Origin of the sequence: Pseudomonas sp. PS01300, from assembly GCF_029960155.1 — a bacterium.
In the GTDB taxonomy this organism is placed as follows: Bacteria; Pseudomonadota; Gammaproteobacteria; order Pseudomonadales; family Pseudomonadaceae; genus Aquipseudomonas; species Aquipseudomonas palmensis.
The window spans coordinates 59951-75520 of record NZ_JASCPN010000006.1 but is presented as its reverse complement, the minus strand read 5'-3'; the positions used below and the strand labels follow the sequence as shown (position 1 = coordinate 75520).

Here is a 15570-nt window from a genome sequence, read left to right as displayed (position 1 = left end):
ATCCAGAGTTGATCAGTTGTTAAGGCCACTTGTATGCTCGCGGTTCCGATTCCGCCCCTGCAGTGAGGCACCCGATGGCATCGCTTCTCCACGACCTGCTGGTCGGCACGCTGGACCGCGACGGCGGCGTGACCCTGCAGCGCCAGTTGTACCAGGCGATCCAGGCGGCGATCCTGCAGCGGCGCCTGCCGGTCAACCACAAGTTGCCCTCCACCCGGGCGCTGGCCGAGCAGTTGCTGGTCTCGCGCCTGACCGTGTCGCTGGCCTACGACCGTCTGCTCGATGAAGGCTACCTGTACGCCCGGCCCGGCAGCGGCACCTTCGTGGCCGACACCTTGCCCCAGGTGAAAACCGGCGTGCCGGCCCCCGATACGCCCGACCAGGCGCCGCTGTCGGCCCGGGGCAAGGCGATCAACGCGCGTTTCGGCGCGGTGGCGCGGGCCGAGGGCGCCTTCGTGGGCGGCGTATCGGACGCCGACCTGTTTCCGTTTCATATCTGGAAGCGCCTGCACAACCGCTACCTGAGCAAGCGCCAGGCGCACCTGGCCGGCTACGTGGATCAGGGCGGCTACCGCCCGCTGTGCGAGGCGCTCAGTGCCTACCTGTATGCAGCCCGCGCGGTCCGTTGCAGCCCGGCGCAGGTGATCGTGACCCAGGGCACCCACCAGTCGCTGGACCTGGTGGCCAAGCTGCTGGGCGACCCAGGGGACACCGTGTGGGTCGAGAGCCCCTGCCATTGGGGTGCGCCGGTGGTGTTTTCGGCGGCGGGGCTGCACTGCGCGCCGCTGGCGATCGATGCGCAGGGCGCCTGCCTGCCCTCGGCAGTGCCGGCTGCTGCGCCGCGGCTGGCGTTCGTCACGCCGTCGCACCAGTACCCCACCGGCAACATCATGTCGCTGCAGCGCCGGCGTGACTGGCTGGCGTATGCCCAGGCCAACAACCTGTGGGTGGTGGAGGATGACTACGACAGCGAGTTCCGGTACGACATCGAGCCGATGCCGTCGCTGCAGGGGCTCGGTGGCGAAGACCGGGTGATCTACCTGGGCACCTTCAGCAAGGTGATGTTCCCGGGGCTGCGCCTGAGTTACCTGGTGGTGCCCGAGGGGCTGGCCGAGGCCTTCGGCAAGGGCCTGATCCAGCTGTACCGGCCAGGGTACCTGTCGATTCAGGCGGCGATGGCCGACTTCATCCAGGAAGGGCATTTCGCCCGGCACATCCGCAAGATGCGCGCCGAGTACGCCCAGCGCCGCAGTTGCCTGCAGCAGTGCCTGGACGAGGCGTTCGGGGCGCTGATCGGGTACTCGGCGGGGCAGGCGGGGTTGCACCTGGCGGTACGCATCGGTGCCCCGGGCACGGCGCGCAAGATGCTGGCGCAGGCCCCGGCACATGGGCTGGTGCTGCGCGGCGGCTACAGCGTGGAGCCCGACGCCGATGACGACAACCTGCTGGTGCTGGGGTACGGCGGGGTCAAGGTGGGCGAGATCGAGGCGGCAGTGCAGCGGCTGCGGCGGCTGTACGATCAGGTGGCGGCAGGGCCGGCTCCCGCACCTGTCGTGTAGGAGCCGGCCTTGCCGGCGAAACGGCCTGCGCGCTCGCTGCTCTACCGGCCTCCCTTCTGGCGCTTGTCAGCCGGCTGCGGATGCCCGAACAGATACCCCTGAAAATGCGAGCAGCCTTCTGCCTGCAACTGCTTGAACTGCGCCTCGGTCTCCACCCCCTCGGCGGTGGTGTTGATCAGCAGGCTGCTGCTCATGCCGGTAATGGCGCGGATGATCGACATCGCCTCGCGGCTTTCGCCCATGTCGTGCACGAACGACTTGTCGATCTTGATCCGGTCGAACGGGAACGAACGCAGGTAGCCCAGCGAGGAGTAGCCGGTACCGAAGTCGTCCAAGGCAATGCGCACGCCCATGTCCTTGAGCGCCTGCAGGGTACGCAGGTTGCCGTCGCTGTTCTCCAGCAGCACCGATTCGGTGATCTCCAGTTCCAGGCGCGACGGGTCGAGCCTGGCGTCGGTCAGCGCAAGCTGCACCACTTCCACCAGGTCGCTGTTCTTGAACTGCACCGGCGACAGGTTGACCGCCACCGATTGCTCGGTGGCCCAGCTGGCGGCCTCCTGGCAGGCCAGGTTCAGCGCCCGCGTACCCACCTCGTGGATCAGCCCGGTCTCTTCGGCAATCGGGATGAAGTCCATCGGCATGACCTGCCCCTTGACCGGGTGCTGCCAGCGCATCAGCGCCTCGTAGCCGGTGATCTGCCCGTCGTTGCCGATGATCGGCTGGTAGTGCATGTGCAGCTGGCCCAGGTGCAGCGCGGTGCGCAGGTCGGTTTCCATGATGCGGCGGCGCCGCGCGGCTTCGTCGAGCTCGGGGTGGAACAGCTCGTAGCGGTTGCGCCCGTTGCGCTTGGCCTCGTACAGGGCCATGTCGGCGTAGCGCAGCAACTGGTCGGCCTTGTGGTGGTCGACCGGCGCGATGGCGATACCCACGCTCAGGCCCACCGAGAAACTGTGGCCGTCGATCAGGAACGCCGGCGCCACTGCCTCGATCAGGCGCGTGGCGGTGCGCTGGGCATCCTCGAGGCGCGCCAGGTGCGGCAGCACCACGGCGAACTCGTCACCGCCCAGGCGCGCCAGGGTGTCCTGGTCGCGCAGCACGCTGCGCAGGCGCTGGCCCAGGGCGCGCAGCAGGCGGTCGCCGAAGGCATGCCCCAGGGCATCGTTGATGTTCTTGAAATTGTCCAGGTCCAGACACAGCGCCGCAGTCATGTGCTGGCGCGCCTGCCCGTCGGCCAGCGCCTCTTCCAGGCAGTTGTGGAACAGCGTGCGGTTGGGCAGGCCGGTGAGTTCGTCGTGGTGCGCCATGTGGTGAATCTGCGCGTGCGCGGCGATCTCGTCGGTGACGTCGTCGGCGATCTGCAGCACATAGTGGCCCGCACCCACCTGCGGGTTGCGGCTGAGCAGGGTGCGTGAGCGCAGGGTGCGTCGGCCCAGCGGGGTGTCGAGGTGGTCTTCGGTCAGGTGCAGGCCGTTATGGTTCAGGCAATGTTCGGTGAGGTGTTCGAGGTAGCCAGCCATCACCGGCACCAGGCTCTGCTGCGGGGTACTGCCGACCAGGGCGCACTGCTGGCTGGAGAACAGCTTCTCGGCCTGCGGGTTTGCCAGCAGGATCTGGCGCGAGGCCACGTCCAGCACCATCACGCTGGACGGGATGTTGCTGATCACCGAGTCGAGAAACTGCGACAGCGCGGCCATTTTCTCGCTCTGCGCCTCGGCCAGCTCCTTGGCTGCCAGCAGGTCGAGTTCGTACTGGCGGCGCTCGGTGATGTCGCGGGTGATCTTGGCAAACCCCAGCAGCTGGCCATCGTCGTCGTGGATGGCTTCGATCACCACGTTGGTCCAGAAGTGCGAGCCGTCCTTGCGCTGGCGCAGGCCCTGGGCCTCGAAGCGGCCGGTCTGGCGTGCGGCGTCCAGGCACTGGGCGGGCAGGCCGGCGGCGCGGTCCGCCGGGGTGTAGAACACCGAGAAATGCTGGCCGACGATCTCGTCGTGGGTGTAGCCCTTGGCCCGCTCGGCGCCGGCGTTCCAGTTGATCACATGGCCCAGCGGGTCGAGCATGTAGATGGCGTAGTCGTTCACGCCTTGTACCAGCAGGCGGAAGTGACGCTCCTGTTCACGTTGTTCGAGCAGGGCGCGGCGCTGTTCGGTGCAGTCGCGGGTAACCTTGGCAAAGCCGACCAGGTGGCCGTCGTCGTCATGCACCGCGTCGATCACCACGTGCGCCCAGAACGCACTGCCGTCCTTGCGCAGGCGCCAGCCCTCGGCCTCGAAGCGGCCCTGGTCGCGGGCGGTCTGCAGGTTTTTCTGCGGCAACTGCGTGGCGCGCTCCTCGGCGCTGTAGAACACCGAGAAATGCTCGCCGATGATCTCTTCGCCGGTATACCCCTTGGCCCGCTGCGCCCCGGCGTTCCAGTTGCTGACCACACCCTCCGGGGTCAGCATGTAGATCGCGTAATCGATCACGCTCTGTACCAGCAGGCGATACATTACATCGGAGTTTTCAATCATGTCGGCATCTCGGATCGCGTGGGGATGAAGCCAGCGGGGTGGGCAAGAGGAAACGAAAGGCGCGGGTGCGCAAAGCGGCACACTCAATATCAGGGCCGGATGCGAACGGCAATGGTTCTTTGGTACTGATTTTGGCGGCGCTCAGGGATTTGCGCGGCGCGAGGTGGGCATTTGGCCAGCAACGCCGGCTCCTGCAGGCTGCGTGCGCCCGTGCAGGAGCCGGCAATGCCGGCGAAAGGGCTCAGAACTCCAGCTGTGCCGAGAACGTCAGGGTACGCGGCGCGCCCAGGAAGTGGTCGCTCAGCCAGTACGCCTTGTTGGTCAGGTTGCTGACGTTGGCGCGCAGGGTCAGGGCGTTGTCCGCCAGCGGCAGGCGATAACGCGCACCGGCATCGAAGGTGGTGAACGACGGCAGGCTGTAGTGGTTGGCCTCATCCACGTACTGCTTGCCGGTGTAATAGGCGCCGCCGGTCACGGCGAATCCGGGCACGCCGTTCAGGTCGTATTCGGCGTACACCTTGGCCAGCTGGCTGGCCACGCCCACCGGCTTGTTGCCCTCGATGCTGGCGTTGGCCGCCTTCTTCACCTGGGGGTCGAGCAGGGTCAGGCCGCTGACCAGGGTCAGCTGCGGGGTGACCTTGCCGGTGATGCCGAACTCCAGGCCGGTGTTCTCCTGGCGTCCGTCCTGCACGTAGATCTGCTGCTGGTTGGTGTAGCCATTGGGCTTGTCGATGTTGAACAGTGCCAGGGTCAGCAGGGCTTCGCCCACTTCGGCCTTGACCCCCACCTCGTACTGCTCGCTGACGGCCGGGGCCATGGCCTGGCCGGCGTTGAGTGCGGTGTTGGGCGCGATGCCGCCGGCCTGCAGGCCTTCGATGTAGGTGGCGTAGGTGGTCAGCCAGGGCAGCGGCTTGTAGATCAGCGAGACGTTGGGCGAGGTCTTGCTCTGGTTGTAGTTGTCGATCTGGCTCGGGGTGCCGAACGATTCGGCCCACACGAAGTTGTCGCTGAAGGTCTTGATGCGGGTGCGGGTGACGCCGAGGATGGTCGACCATTGTTCGTTGAAGGTGATCACATCGCCCAGCAGCAGGTTGTCGGCCTGGGTGCGCGACGACAGGCGCTGGTCGCCGTGGCCGATGGAGTAGTCGGGCTTGGCGTACTGCGGGGTTTCATCCAGCGTGATCGAGCCGTTGCCGCCCACCGGCTGGTACTGCGGCCCCGGGAAGGGAATGTAGTCGGTGTAGTCGCGTACCCGCGCCACGTTGCCCTGGTAGCCGAAGGTGACCTTGTGGCCGATGCTGGCGGTGTCGAAGGCCGCGTCGGCGAACAGGTAGGCCGAGGTTTCCTCGCGCTCGACCGGGGCGAAGGCGTACAGCGGTTGGCTGTAGACCCCGGGCGAGGTCACGGTGGGGCCGGTGTAGGCGTACTGGGTGCGGTTGCGGTCGTGGGCCACCGCGCCGCGCAGGCTGAACACCTCGTTCAGGCGCCAGTTGAAGCGGCTGCCGACGCGCTCGTGCTCGCTGTCGGAGAACGCCCAGCGCTGGCTGTAGAGCTTGTCGTTGTCCAACTGATCGGCGTCGGGGCGCAGGCGCTGGTCGGCGAAGTACCAGTAGCTGGTCAGGCCGTGGGTCTGGTTTTTCTTGTACGAGGCGTCGAACTGCACCAGCAGGTCGTCGCTGACGTTCCAGTCCAGCGCCAGGCTGACCATCTTGCGACGGCGGTTCTGCAGGTCGATGGCGGTCTCGCCGTCCTGGGCCAGCACGTTGACGCGGTAGGCCAGCACGCCCTGATCGTCGATCGGGCCGCCGAAGTCGCCGTGCACATAGGCGTTCTCGCCGCCGGCGTTGCCCAGGGTCACGCTGTTGTAGCGCTCGTAGGTGGGGCGCTTGAGCACGTAGTTGACCAGCCCGCCCGGGCTGCCGGGGCCATACAGGAAGCCGCTGAGGCCGGTGACGATCTCCAGGCGCTCCATCTCCTCGACGAAGTTGCCGCTGTCGGAGCCATTGCTGAAACGCAGGCCGTCGTTGGCGATGTTGAGATTGCCCAGGTCGTTGAAACCGCGGATCGCCACCGAACTGGCATAGCCGGCGCCCGAGGGCGAGGTGAACTGGGTGAAGGGGCTGAGCTTGAAGATGTCGTCGGTGGAGGTGGCCTGGGTGTTGCGGATCAGCTCGCTGGACACCACGCTGATCGAATAGGGCGTGTCCTTGAGGGCCATGCCGCCCAGGGCGCCGACGTTCTTCAGCGAGTCGGTGAGGTAGCCGGCTTCGGCGCTGCCGTCGGCGATGCGGGTGGCGTTGACGTCGGTTTGCGGCAGGTTCAGCCGGGCTTGGGGCACAGCCTGTTCATCGGCGGCCAGCAGCGGCGTGGCGATACCGGCGCAGGCAATCGCAAGCGCCAGCAGGTGAGGGCGGGGCGTAGGGGCGGCAACGGACATGGGGTCAGGTTCCTGATGTGAATGGTTCTCAGTAACCCTGTTGCCGCACGAGAAACAAAAAGTGACAGAGGCGCTGCAAAATAAATCGTGCAGCGCCTTTTTTTCAGGTTTTGAAGCGCCGTACCAGCGTGTTCATTTCGTTGGACAGCTGGGTCAGGTTGAACGCATCGCTCTTGGCTTCACTGGCCAGTTGCGCCACCCGCTGCGCATCGCCGTGGATCTGGCTGATGTGCTGGTTGATGCTTTCGGCCACCTGGTGCTGCTCTTCGGCGGCGGTGGCGATCTGGGTGTTCATGTCGCGGATCATGTCCACCGACTCGCGGATCTGGCCAAAGCGGGTGCGTGCCTCGCCGATGCGGCTGACCGAGTCCTGCGACAGGCTCAGGCTGGTGTTCATCTGTGCGGCGACCTGGCTGGTGCCGCGGGCCAGGTTGGCGAGCATGCCGTCGATCTCGGCGGTGGAGTCGGCCGTGCGCTTGGCCAGCGCACGCACTTCGTCGGCCACCACGGCAAAGCCGCGACCCTGCTCGCCGGCCCGCGCCGCCTCGATGGCCGCGTTCAGGGCCAGCAGGTTGGTCTGCTCGGCAATCGAGCGGATGGTGCTGAGGATCGACTGGATGGCGTTGCTGTCGCGCTCCAGCTGCTGCATGGATTGCGCCGACTGGGCGATTTCCTGGCTGAGCTGGTCGACGCTGCCCACGGCGGCGTCGATCTGCTGCTGGCCCTCGGAAGCCTGGCGCTGGCCGTTGTCGGCCGACTCGGCGGCTTGGCTGCACGAACGCGCGACCTCGTTGGCGGTGGCGACCATTTCATGGAAGGCGGTCGACACCATGTCCACGGCCTCGCGCTGGCGACTGGCGGCGTCGGCCATTTCGTTGGACACGCTGGTGGCGCTGTGGGAGTTGGTCAGGATGCCATCGGCGGCGTGCATGATGTGCTGGATCAGGCTGCGGATCGCGCCCAGGAACTGGTTGAACCAGCCCGAGAGCTGGGCCGTTTCGTCGTTGCCGCGCACATGCAGGTTGCGGGTCAGGTCGCCTTCGCCCTGGGCGATGCCTTCCAGGCCGTGGGACACGTCGTTGATCGGGCGCACGATGACCTGGGCAAAGCTGGCACCGACGAAGGCGAACAGCAGCCCAAGCGCGGCGGCAATGCCGACGATCAGCCAGGTGAGGCGGGTGGCCGAAGCCATCACTTCACTCTGCTTGACCAGGCCGATGAAGCGCCAGCCCAGTTGCTCGGAAGGCCACACGTTGGCCATGTAGCGCTCACCGTCAAGCTCGATCTCCACCAGCCCCTGGGTAGTCTTGGCCAGTTGCGCATAGCCCTGGCCGAGGCTGTCGAGCTGTTTGAAGTTGTGCGCCGGCTGCTTGGGGTCGACCAGGATGTTGCCGCTCTGCTCCAGCAGCATCACGTAGCCGGTTTCACCCAGCTTGAGCTGCTTGATGATCTCGGTCAGTTGCTTGAGCGACACATCCACGCTCACCACGCCGCCGTTGGCGCCCAGCGCGTTGGGCAGGCTGCGCACGGTGCTGACCAGCACCGCGTCGTCGTTGGCCCAGTAGTAGGCGGCGGTACGCAGGGTCTTGCCCGGGTTGGCCTGGGCCATCTTGAACCAGGGGCGCTGGCGCGGATCGTAGTTGGCCAGGCTGGGGTCTTCGGGCCATGAGATGTAGCCGCCCTCGGTGGTGCCGATGGAGATGTAGCCATAGGCCGGGTGGCTGGCGCCGAGGCGGGCAAAGTAGTCGAACACCGGTTTGTCCTGCGGCCCCATCGGCAGCGTGGGGGCGTCGGGCGAAATGTACTTCTTCAGGCTGGCGTCGGTGTTCTGCAGCATGGGCAGCTTGCTGAGAAATTCGATGTTCTGGCTGATGCCGTCGAAGAACAACTGCATGGCATTGGCCACCTGTCGAATTTCGCGGTCGCTGCCGTCGACGAAGTTGTCCCGCGCCTCCAGGCGGATGTTGAGTATCACCAGCGTAGCGACGACCAGTATCGGTACGCAGGCGATGGTCGCGAAGCCCCACGTGAGTTTCTGTTTGATGTTCATATCCGCTCCGCTGACGCCGTTTAATTGTTGTTTCGTCTGGTCGGGTTATCGGCGTGGCGAGCGGCCGCTTGAGCAGCAAAGGCAAGGATTGTAGGACATTTCATCTGCGCACTCCTGCGGTGCACACAAGCGCGTTCATGCGCCGTTTCGGGGCGCAGAAAAGGTGGGTTCGCAGGGGGCATGGAAGGGGCTGGCAGAGTGCTATCTGGCTGGCTTGCGCGTCGGTTTTCAAGGTGGTTTTTTGCGTTGGCCTGGTAGTTGCCTGCCGAATGGACAAAGGAATGTCGTATCGGGAGATGTAAATGTCGCTATCGAACAATTGCATGCAACTGTCCGCCGCAGAAAAGCGCTGGCTGCCATGGTTTGGCAAGACCGGCAAACTGGCCATGGGCTGGGCCTGCCGCCTCAACCGATCGGCGTACCCGGTGATCGGGCAGACCTTCGAAGCCATTGCGCATACCCGCGTCAAGTTGCTGCAGGGCTGGGCCCAGGAGCAGTGGGAGCACCTGGCGGAGCTGGCCGCCAGTGCCGGCAACGACATCCGCAGCCTCGATGGGCAGGTCTTGCAGCAGAAGCTGGCGCAGGCCGAAGACTTTTCCGAATTGTTCGTGGTGGATGCGGCGGGCGAGGTGCTTGCCTCGACCTGGCGCGGCCAGGGCACGCGCCCGCGCATCGACCCACGGCCGCTGGCCGAGGGGCTGAAGGCGCCGTTTCTGCATGGGCCCTACAGCGACCCGCTGACCCTGGCGATCGGCCCGTCGACCTCCAGCTTTCATGATGAAGTGACGCTGATGTTCTACCAGCCGATCAAGGTCGACCGCCAGGTGGTGGGCTGCCTGTGTGCACGGGTGCCCAACGACGTACTGGGCGACCTGATCCAGCGCGAGGCCGGGCATATCTTTGCCGAGTCCGGGGACAACTACCTGTTCATGGTGCAGTCGCGTTTCGACCCCGGCCTGCAGCCGGGGGTGGCCTTGTCGCGCTCGCGCTTCGAGGACGGCACCTTCAGCCACGGCGAGAACCTCAAGAGCGGCGTGCACACCCCGTGGAAGACCGTGCAGGTGCAGCGCCACACCGAGCTTGAGCTGCGCTTCACCGACCCGGCCACCGGGCAATTGCACCCCGGCGTGCGCGAAACCATCCGCACCGGCGCCAACCTGTTCGTGAGCTACCCCGGCTACTCGGACTACCGCCACATTCCCGTGGTGGGCAAGGGTGTGACCTTTCAGTTGCCCGGTTCGCCGGACCGCTGGGGCATGATGTGCGAAGCCGACCTGGAGGAGGTGTACCGGCGGCGCTCGCTGAGCTACGGCCTGATGAAGCCGTACCTGGCGACCATGCTCGGCCTGTTCGTCAGCAACTACCTGGTGCAGCACTACAGCGGCCTCGACCAGGGCCTGATCGATGCGTGCGAGGGCGTGAGCCTGCTGCTGGCCGCGCTGGTGTTCAGCGTGCTGGGGCCGCGGCGCCTCGCCGCGCGCCTGAGCGAGATGACCGGCGTGATCAGGGCCATCGCCGAAGGCGAGGGCAACCTGCGCCAGCGCCTGGACACCACGCGCATGGCCAATGACGAGACCGGCGACATGGGGCGCTGGATCAACAGCTTCATCGACCACCTGGACGCGGTGGTGGGGCAGGTGATCAAGGCCAGCCACAGCGTGGGCACCACCAACCAGATGATGCTGGGGCGCAGCCAGGCCGCCAGCCTCACCTCCGAGGAGGTGGCCGATGCCGTGCACCGCATGATGGTGATCGTGGAGGAGCAACTGGGCGAGATCCAGCAGGCCTCGGCCGGCGCCGAGCAGATGAAGCAGGCCATGGACGAGGTGGTCAGCCGGGCGCGGGAGCAGTTCCTGACCGTGCAGGCGGGCACCCAGTCGATTCGCGATGTGGTGCAGCGTTCATCGTCCAGTGTCAGGTTGCTGGACAGCCGCATGGCCGAGATCGGCAACATCACCGGGCTGATCAGCGACATCACCAGCCAGACCAACCTGCTGGCGCTCAATGCCGCCATCGAGGCGGCGCGTGCCGGCGAGCATGGTCGCGGCTTTGCGGTGGTGGCCGACGAGGTGCGCAGCCTGGCGGCGCGCACGGCACGGGCGGCCGACGATATCCGTACGATGGTCGACGGTTTGCACAGCGAGACGCAGCAGGCCGTGGGCTTCATGCAGAGCGGCGTGCAGGACGTGGATGACAGCCTGCGCCTGGCCGAGCAGGCCTCGTCCGAGAACGTGCAATTGCACCGGGCCGTGGAGAACATGTTCGGCATCATCCAGCAGCTCAACCAGCGCAGCCTCGAGTACGGGCGCACCATCAAGGAGGTCGATCAGGCGTCACTGGAAATGCGCCAGACCGTGACGGTGTTGCACACCAGTGCCGAGACCGTGCGCTTGAATGCGAACAAGCTGCAGAAGCTGGTGGGCGTGTTCGAAGTCAGCCGCGGGGCAGGAGAGCCTGCCGCCGCATGACCCCGTTGGCGAAAACCCACCCCAAATCTTTTTTAAATCAGGGGGTTGCAAGCCCTCCCGAATGCGGACATAATGGCGTCCATCGAAAGCGACGAGAAATAAAAATCTCAACGTTTTCAATGAGATGCAAATCTCTACAGTTTGTACGTGATTGAGCTGCTTCAGAGGGTTCAGTCATTTGAGGCCGAGTAGCAAAGTGGTTATGCTCCGGATTGCAAATCCGTCTACGCCGGTTCGATTCCGACCTCGGCCTCCATTATTGAAAGCCCCGCAGATTAACGTCTGCGGGGTTTTTCTTTGGGCGCAGAAAACACTAAGTGTTCCGCATCTTTTAGCATGTGGTCCGCAACCCCACCTATTTTGTAGGGCTTACCACCTCCCCAACGCGTCGGTAAACACGCCTCGTTATCTCCTCTTTGGAGTGTCCCAGCAGCCGGCTGGCGTGGCTGATATCCTCGATCACCGAGGCCGCTTTCGGAAGTGTTGTGGCGCCACTGCTGCGGACTTGAAATGTTGGGCGGACTACTTGTCCATGGCTTTCCCCATACATGCGCCGCCCTCCGTGACCTGAGCGCCTACGCAAGTTATCGTGGGGTTATGGATGGATGACTGAAGGAGGCGTGAATGCTGTGGTTCGGAACCGACAAAGCCAGGTTCAAGGTTCAGCGGCGCATCGCGGGCGTCGTGTTGTTCATTGCGATCTTCTTTCTGGCCGCACAGCTCGAAGCATGGTGCTCAGATAACGCCGCATTTGGCGATGTACTGGACGGCATCATCTTGACTGTGTTTGCAGGAGGCATGTTCTACCTGGCAGGCAGATGGTGACTCTGGTGGCCCTCCGTGGCCGGATGCGGCATGGGGGTGAGTGAATCTTTTCATCCAGCGTCGTCTACATTGGAGGGGCTATCCCCTTTCTGAGAGTACGGCCATGCTCAAATCGAAAATGTTGATCTCAGTGCTTACAAGCCTTGTTTTAATTACAGGCTCGGTCGGCGCATGCGCTGACCCCGGTAATGGAAAAGGGCAAGGCAACGGAAAGGGTAACGCCCACAATGCTCAAGGCCACGGCAACCAGGGGAGCGGCGCGAAGGGAACGCGTTCAGGGCAAAATGACTGGGACCACGGCCCGAACATTGATCGTGGCAGCGTCCTGAATGTACTGAACAGTTACCGCAATTATTGGGCCCCAAGTCCAGCACTACCGCCTGGCATCCAGAAGAACTTGGCACGAGGAAAACCGCTCCCTCCTGGCATCGCGAAAAAGCTCGACGCAAGACTTATCGGCCATCTACCGCGCTACGATGGCTATGAGTGGCAACAAGCTGGCACAGACTTGATTCTCGTTGCTATTGCCACTGGCATCATCTACGAAGTGATAAATGGAGTGCTGGATTAAGCTCGATCTATTAGAAGCTCGCATCAGGCTTTTCAGGCGGCGCGCTTGCTCCTCTGGATGCGAGTTGAAGGGTTACGGGTGCTGTGCGCTTGGCCTGACAAGGAGCCGATAGCGCCTGAAGTGCGTACCGTCGATATCAACTTCTCCGTCAGGGCGAAACCCTAGGCGCAGTACACCTTTGATTCGAACTCTGGTTGGTGGAAGCAGTAGGGTAATCGACTCCAGCCTCAACTCCTGAACAGCGCGCCGTACGATTTCATTGAAAATTACCTTTCCCAATCCCCAGTAGTGTGGATGGAGCACCAAGGCAAGATCGGCGTCGTCGCCCTCTTTCTGTAGCCCACCCCAACCGGCAAATTCATTCTCGACGAAGAAGGCCCAGGGCCCATATCCGTTAAGGACCCATTGGGCCTCTTTTTGGGCGACCCATGCCTTGCATTTTTTTTCGTCAAAGTCGGGGCGGCCCAAGGGCATCTGGCGTAAGACATCTGGATTGTTGTTAAGCGCCATGATGTCATCGGTTGAAACATCGCTGAGATGTCGGAACGTTAGCTGCATGATTTGCCTTGCGGATGACTTGATGTTCACCAATACCGGCAACCCACCATTATTTCAATGTCCAGGGGCGTGATGAGCAGACCGATGCCGCCACCATCGCCGACCGGATCAACCAGCAAAAGCTGAACCTGGCCAACCAGTACGGTGACAGCGCCTGCGGCATGAGCCTCGACGAGTACAACCAGAAGCTGGCGGCCCTTAAATTATGCTCATGCAGAAAAATGGCTCAAAAAAAGCCCGCGCTAGACGGGCTCAAGTACGCGTCGGGACAGTGACCTCACACGTTATGAGGGCTCAAATCGGGTGCCGCAAGCATGACAAAGCCAACTACGGCGCCAGACTTCCAACTTGTCGTATTGCGCGACGTTGAACCGCCAATGACGAACAAAACCGATCACGCCGATTGCAATGAACGCAACGCCAATGAAGAACCTGGTCCAATCGACTCCCCACCAGGTGTTCATGAGTTTAAGGCCGTCATACAGGATGATGGAGCCCACGATCGTAAGTATGACGGGCCCCAGCAAGCGTTTGCCTGGTGGGGGAGAGACGCTGGCGGCCAGGTCAGTCTGATGTTTACCCGTCGTCTCGACCGTAACACTTGGCCCTACTCCGGATTGCACTTGATGAGTGGTTTTGATGCGGGAGGTGCCTGCGGCATGGATAACGGACAGCAGTTGAACATTTTGCCCGTGACAGTGTGGGCACGCGACGGCATTGTGACTTACCACTAGTTCATTCCTTTGAAATGACAAAGTGCGCATTTTAAAACAGCTCCGAACATTCTTGCACTTGGTGGCATTTTGCTTGCAGCCACTTTGCTGGTTGACCGAGAGGGGCTCTTTTCATCTTGAATCCATCGCTGTGGTAGCGCATTCGATTCATCCGCCCCTGCACCAAGGTGGCGTGCACCGTTGAAGTGAGCTATTGCTGATGTTTCGGCACCTGGCCGACTCAGGAGACAATTCAATGAAACAGCTACTGTTGGGCGCCTTGCTGGTGAGCGCTGCCGGCATTGCCCATGCGGACATCCCGCTGCTTAACGCCACCTGCCCAGGCAACATCGAGGTTCACGCCGATGAAGGCGGGCCGATCTATATCAATGGCAAAGAGGCCACGTTGAAGAAATTCAACGACAACTATTTCGAAGCCAAGGGCAGCGGGATAACCGTGTCGCTCACCATCAGGCCCGACGGCTCGCCGGATGTGTCGTACACCGGCAAGAATCGTGCGAATGGCGTCTGCGAACTGGCCGATCAGGACTGAAACGCCAGCGCCCGGTAAGCGCTGGCACGATGCGTCACTCAACCGCTGCGAAGGCAAGTGCCGCAAGCGTTCTGGCGCGAGGGTCCATCAGCACATGGCTGCCCATGGTGGTGGTCACGAAACCAAAGCTCATCTCCCGGTCTGGGTCTGCGAACGCCACCGGCCCGCCCAGCCCAACATGACCGAATGCCTGCGGCCCCATGCAATAGGACGCGTCAGGGTCGGCGGCATGTTCCATCATGCAACCCAGGCCATAGCGCATGGGGCGCCGCAGGGTCTGGTCGAACCCTGCACTTTGCTCTGTGCCGAACGCCTTCAACAGTTGTGGCCCCAACAACTTGCCTTGCAGCAGGGCACTGTAGAAGCCCGCCAGGCCATGGGCGTTGCCATGGCTGCAGACGCCCGGCTGGTGGTAGCCCCACCAGCGCGGATTACCCGTACGGGTGGGTGAAAGGCTGGGGTTGGTGAATGCCAGGGTCGCCACATGCGCAGGCTCATTGAGGATGAGGGTGCGCAGGTCCTGTGCGAACCGGTCACCCACTCGGCCGGGCGCATGTTCGAAGTGAGCGATACGCTTGAACTGATCGGCAGGCACGCCCAGGAACACATCCAGCGCATGGGGTTCGAGGATCTCCTGGTGTATGAAAACCCCGGCGTCGCGACCGTCCACGCGGCGGATCAACTCGCCGATGATCCAGCCATAGGTGGTCGCGCCGTACCCCACCTGTGTGCCTGGCGACCACCACGGTTGTTCGTCTGCTGTCACCTGGGCCATGTGGTTCCAGTCGTACATGTGGGGCGTGCGATCCGGCAGGCGCAGCGCAGGCAAGCCGCTGGTATGGCTCAACACCTGGCGAAGGGTGATTCGTTCTTTGCCGTGTCGGGCGAATTCAGGCCAGTGTTTGGCCACGGGATCATCCAGACCCAGTCGGCCCCGTTCCACCAGCATGAGTACCGCCACAGCGGTGATCGGCTTGATGGTGCAATAGGCGTTGACCAGGGTATCGCGCTGCCAGGGGGCATGGCCGTGCACATCCTTCACGCCGCCCCAGATGTCTACGACGGTCTTGCCGCCGACCTGTATGCAGACACCGCCACCGCGCTCGTGGGGCTCTTCCAGGATGGCGGCGAAGGCCTGGCGGACCGGTTCAAAAGCAGCGTCACATCGTCCTTGTACCTGCATCTCATTGACTCCATTCGATCGAGCGCTGAACTCTAGCCCGTACTGCGCGGTGGGGGTGCCGGTGCCCTGCGCTTGTGCGCACCGTTCGTCCAATGCCCGGCACTCCCACACCCTTCGAAGCTTCTCACGCTTATGCGCGGGCATCC

10 protein-coding genes, 1 tRNA gene and 2 pseudogenes are annotated in these 15570 nt (G+C 63.5%); 7 read left to right on the top strand and 6 right to left on the bottom strand.

Annotated elements, in window-relative coordinates; genetic code table 11:
- Positions 1-74: 74 nt before the first annotated feature.
- Positions 75-1559, top strand: a complete 1485-nt coding sequence (locus QMX96_RS05600; RefSeq protein WP_054914280.1) for a PLP-dependent aminotransferase family protein — start codon at positions 75-77, stop codon at positions 1557-1559.
- A gap of 41 nt (positions 1560-1600) precedes the next feature.
- On the opposite strand, the gene QMX96_RS05595 is transcribed toward QMX96_RS05600, so the two are convergent.
- The 3 genes and pseudogenes from QMX96_RS05595 to QMX96_RS05585 all read right to left on the bottom strand — a co-directional run bounded on the left by QMX96_RS05595 (position 1601) and on the right by QMX96_RS05585 (position 8553).
- A complete protein-coding gene (locus tag QMX96_RS05595) occupies positions 1601-4066 on the bottom strand; it encodes an EAL domain-containing protein (RefSeq protein ID WP_058540378.1) in 2466 nt (821 codons plus the stop codon).
- Between the two features lie 241 nt (positions 4067-4307).
- Positions 4308-6452 (bottom strand): annotated as a pseudogene (locus QMX96_RS05590) (TonB-dependent siderophore receptor); the annotation flags it as partial.
- Between the two features lie 154 nt (positions 6453-6606).
- On the bottom strand, positions 6607-8553 hold the full coding sequence (locus QMX96_RS05585; protein WP_282361329.1) for a methyl-accepting chemotaxis protein: 1947 nt from the start codon (positions 8551-8553) through the stop codon (positions 6607-6609).
- A 302-nt stretch (positions 8554-8855) separates the two neighbouring features.
- Between QMX96_RS05585 and QMX96_RS05580 the strand changes: the two genes are divergently transcribed.
- Together QMX96_RS05580 and QMX96_RS05575 are read left to right on the top strand one after the other, a co-directional pair.
- Positions 8856-11021: a methyl-accepting chemotaxis protein gene (locus QMX96_RS05580; protein ID WP_100632511.1), complete on the top strand. Its 2166-nt coding sequence runs from the start codon at positions 8856-8858 to the stop codon at positions 11019-11021.
- Between the two features lie 182 nt (positions 11022-11203).
- Positions 11204-11277, top strand: a tRNA-Cys gene (locus QMX96_RS05575).
- Positions 11278-11376: 99 nt separating this feature from the next.
- On the opposite strand, the pseudogene QMX96_RS05570 reads toward QMX96_RS05575, so the two are convergent.
- Positions 11377-11499, bottom strand: a pseudogene (locus QMX96_RS05570) (integrase); the annotation flags it as partial.
- A gap of 146 nt (positions 11500-11645) precedes the next feature.
- Between QMX96_RS05570 and QMX96_RS05565 the strand changes: the two are divergent.
- Positions 11646-11846 carry a hypothetical protein gene (locus tag QMX96_RS05565; protein WP_054914285.1) on the top strand — a complete coding sequence of 67 codons (201 nt, stop codon included), beginning with the start codon at positions 11646-11648 and terminating at the stop codon, positions 11844-11846.
- Positions 11847-11949: 103 nt separating this feature from the next.
- A complete protein-coding gene (locus tag QMX96_RS05560) occupies positions 11950-12417 on the top strand; it encodes an anti-virulence regulator CigR family protein (RefSeq protein WP_282361328.1) in 468 nt (155 codons plus the stop codon).
- A 72-nt stretch (positions 12418-12489) separates the two neighbouring features.
- Here QMX96_RS05560 and QMX96_RS05555 read toward each other — a convergent pair whose 3' ends face one another.
- Positions 12490-12975, bottom strand: a complete 486-nt coding sequence (locus tag QMX96_RS05555; protein WP_282361327.1) for a GNAT family N-acetyltransferase — start codon at positions 12973-12975, stop codon at positions 12490-12492.
- Positions 12976-13289: 314 nt separating this feature from the next.
- On the opposite strand from QMX96_RS05555, the gene QMX96_RS05550 reads away from it, so the two are divergent.
- Positions 13290-13709: a hypothetical protein gene (locus QMX96_RS05550; RefSeq protein WP_147303867.1), complete on the top strand. Its 420-nt coding sequence runs from the start codon at positions 13290-13292 to the stop codon at positions 13707-13709.
- Positions 13710-13944: 235 nt separating this feature from the next.
- A complete protein-coding gene (locus tag QMX96_RS05545) occupies positions 13945-14241 on the top strand; it encodes a hypothetical protein (protein ID WP_043861706.1) in 297 nt (98 codons plus the stop codon).
- A gap of 34 nt (positions 14242-14275) precedes the next feature.
- On the opposite strand, the gene QMX96_RS05540 is transcribed toward QMX96_RS05545, so the two are convergent.
- Positions 14276-15424 (bottom strand): serine hydrolase domain-containing protein, encoded by a 1149-nt coding sequence (locus QMX96_RS05540; protein ID WP_253087054.1) that lies wholly within the window; start codon positions 15422-15424, stop codon positions 14276-14278.
- Positions 15425-15570: the final 146 nt, after the last annotated feature.

Excerpts from the sequence above, each read along its gene's own strand:
- QMX96_RS05560 (WP_282361328.1), top strand. The coding sequence starts at position 11,950 with ATGCTCAAATCGAAAATGTTGATCTCAGTGCTTACAAGCCTTGTTTTA.
- QMX96_RS05595 (WP_058540378.1), bottom strand. The coding sequence starts at position 4,066 with ATGATTGAAAACTCCGATGTAATGTATCGCCTGCTGGTACAGAGCGTG.
- QMX96_RS05555 (WP_282361327.1), bottom strand. The coding sequence starts at position 12,975 with ATGCAGCTAACGTTCCGACATCTCAGCGATGTTTCAACCGATGACATC.
- QMX96_RS05550 (WP_147303867.1), top strand. The coding sequence starts at position 13,290 with ATGACAAAGCCAACTACGGCGCCAGACTTCCAACTTGTCGTATTGCGC.
- QMX96_RS05580 (WP_100632511.1), top strand. The coding sequence starts at position 8,856 with ATGTCGCTATCGAACAATTGCATGCAACTGTCCGCCGCAGAAAAGCGC.
- QMX96_RS05600 (WP_054914280.1), top strand. The coding sequence starts at position 75 with ATGGCATCGCTTCTCCACGACCTGCTGGTCGGCACGCTGGACCGCGAC.
- QMX96_RS05540 (WP_253087054.1), bottom strand. The coding sequence starts at position 15,424 with ATGCAGGTACAAGGACGATGTGACGCTGCTTTTGAACCGGTCCGCCAG.
- QMX96_RS05565 (WP_054914285.1), top strand. The coding sequence starts at position 11,646 with ATGCTGTGGTTCGGAACCGACAAAGCCAGGTTCAAGGTTCAGCGGCGC.
- QMX96_RS05585 (WP_282361329.1), bottom strand. The coding sequence starts at position 8,553 with ATGAACATCAAACAGAAACTCACGTGGGGCTTCGCGACCATCGCCTGC.
- QMX96_RS05545 (WP_043861706.1), top strand. The coding sequence starts at position 13,945 with ATGAAACAGCTACTGTTGGGCGCCTTGCTGGTGAGCGCTGCCGGCATT.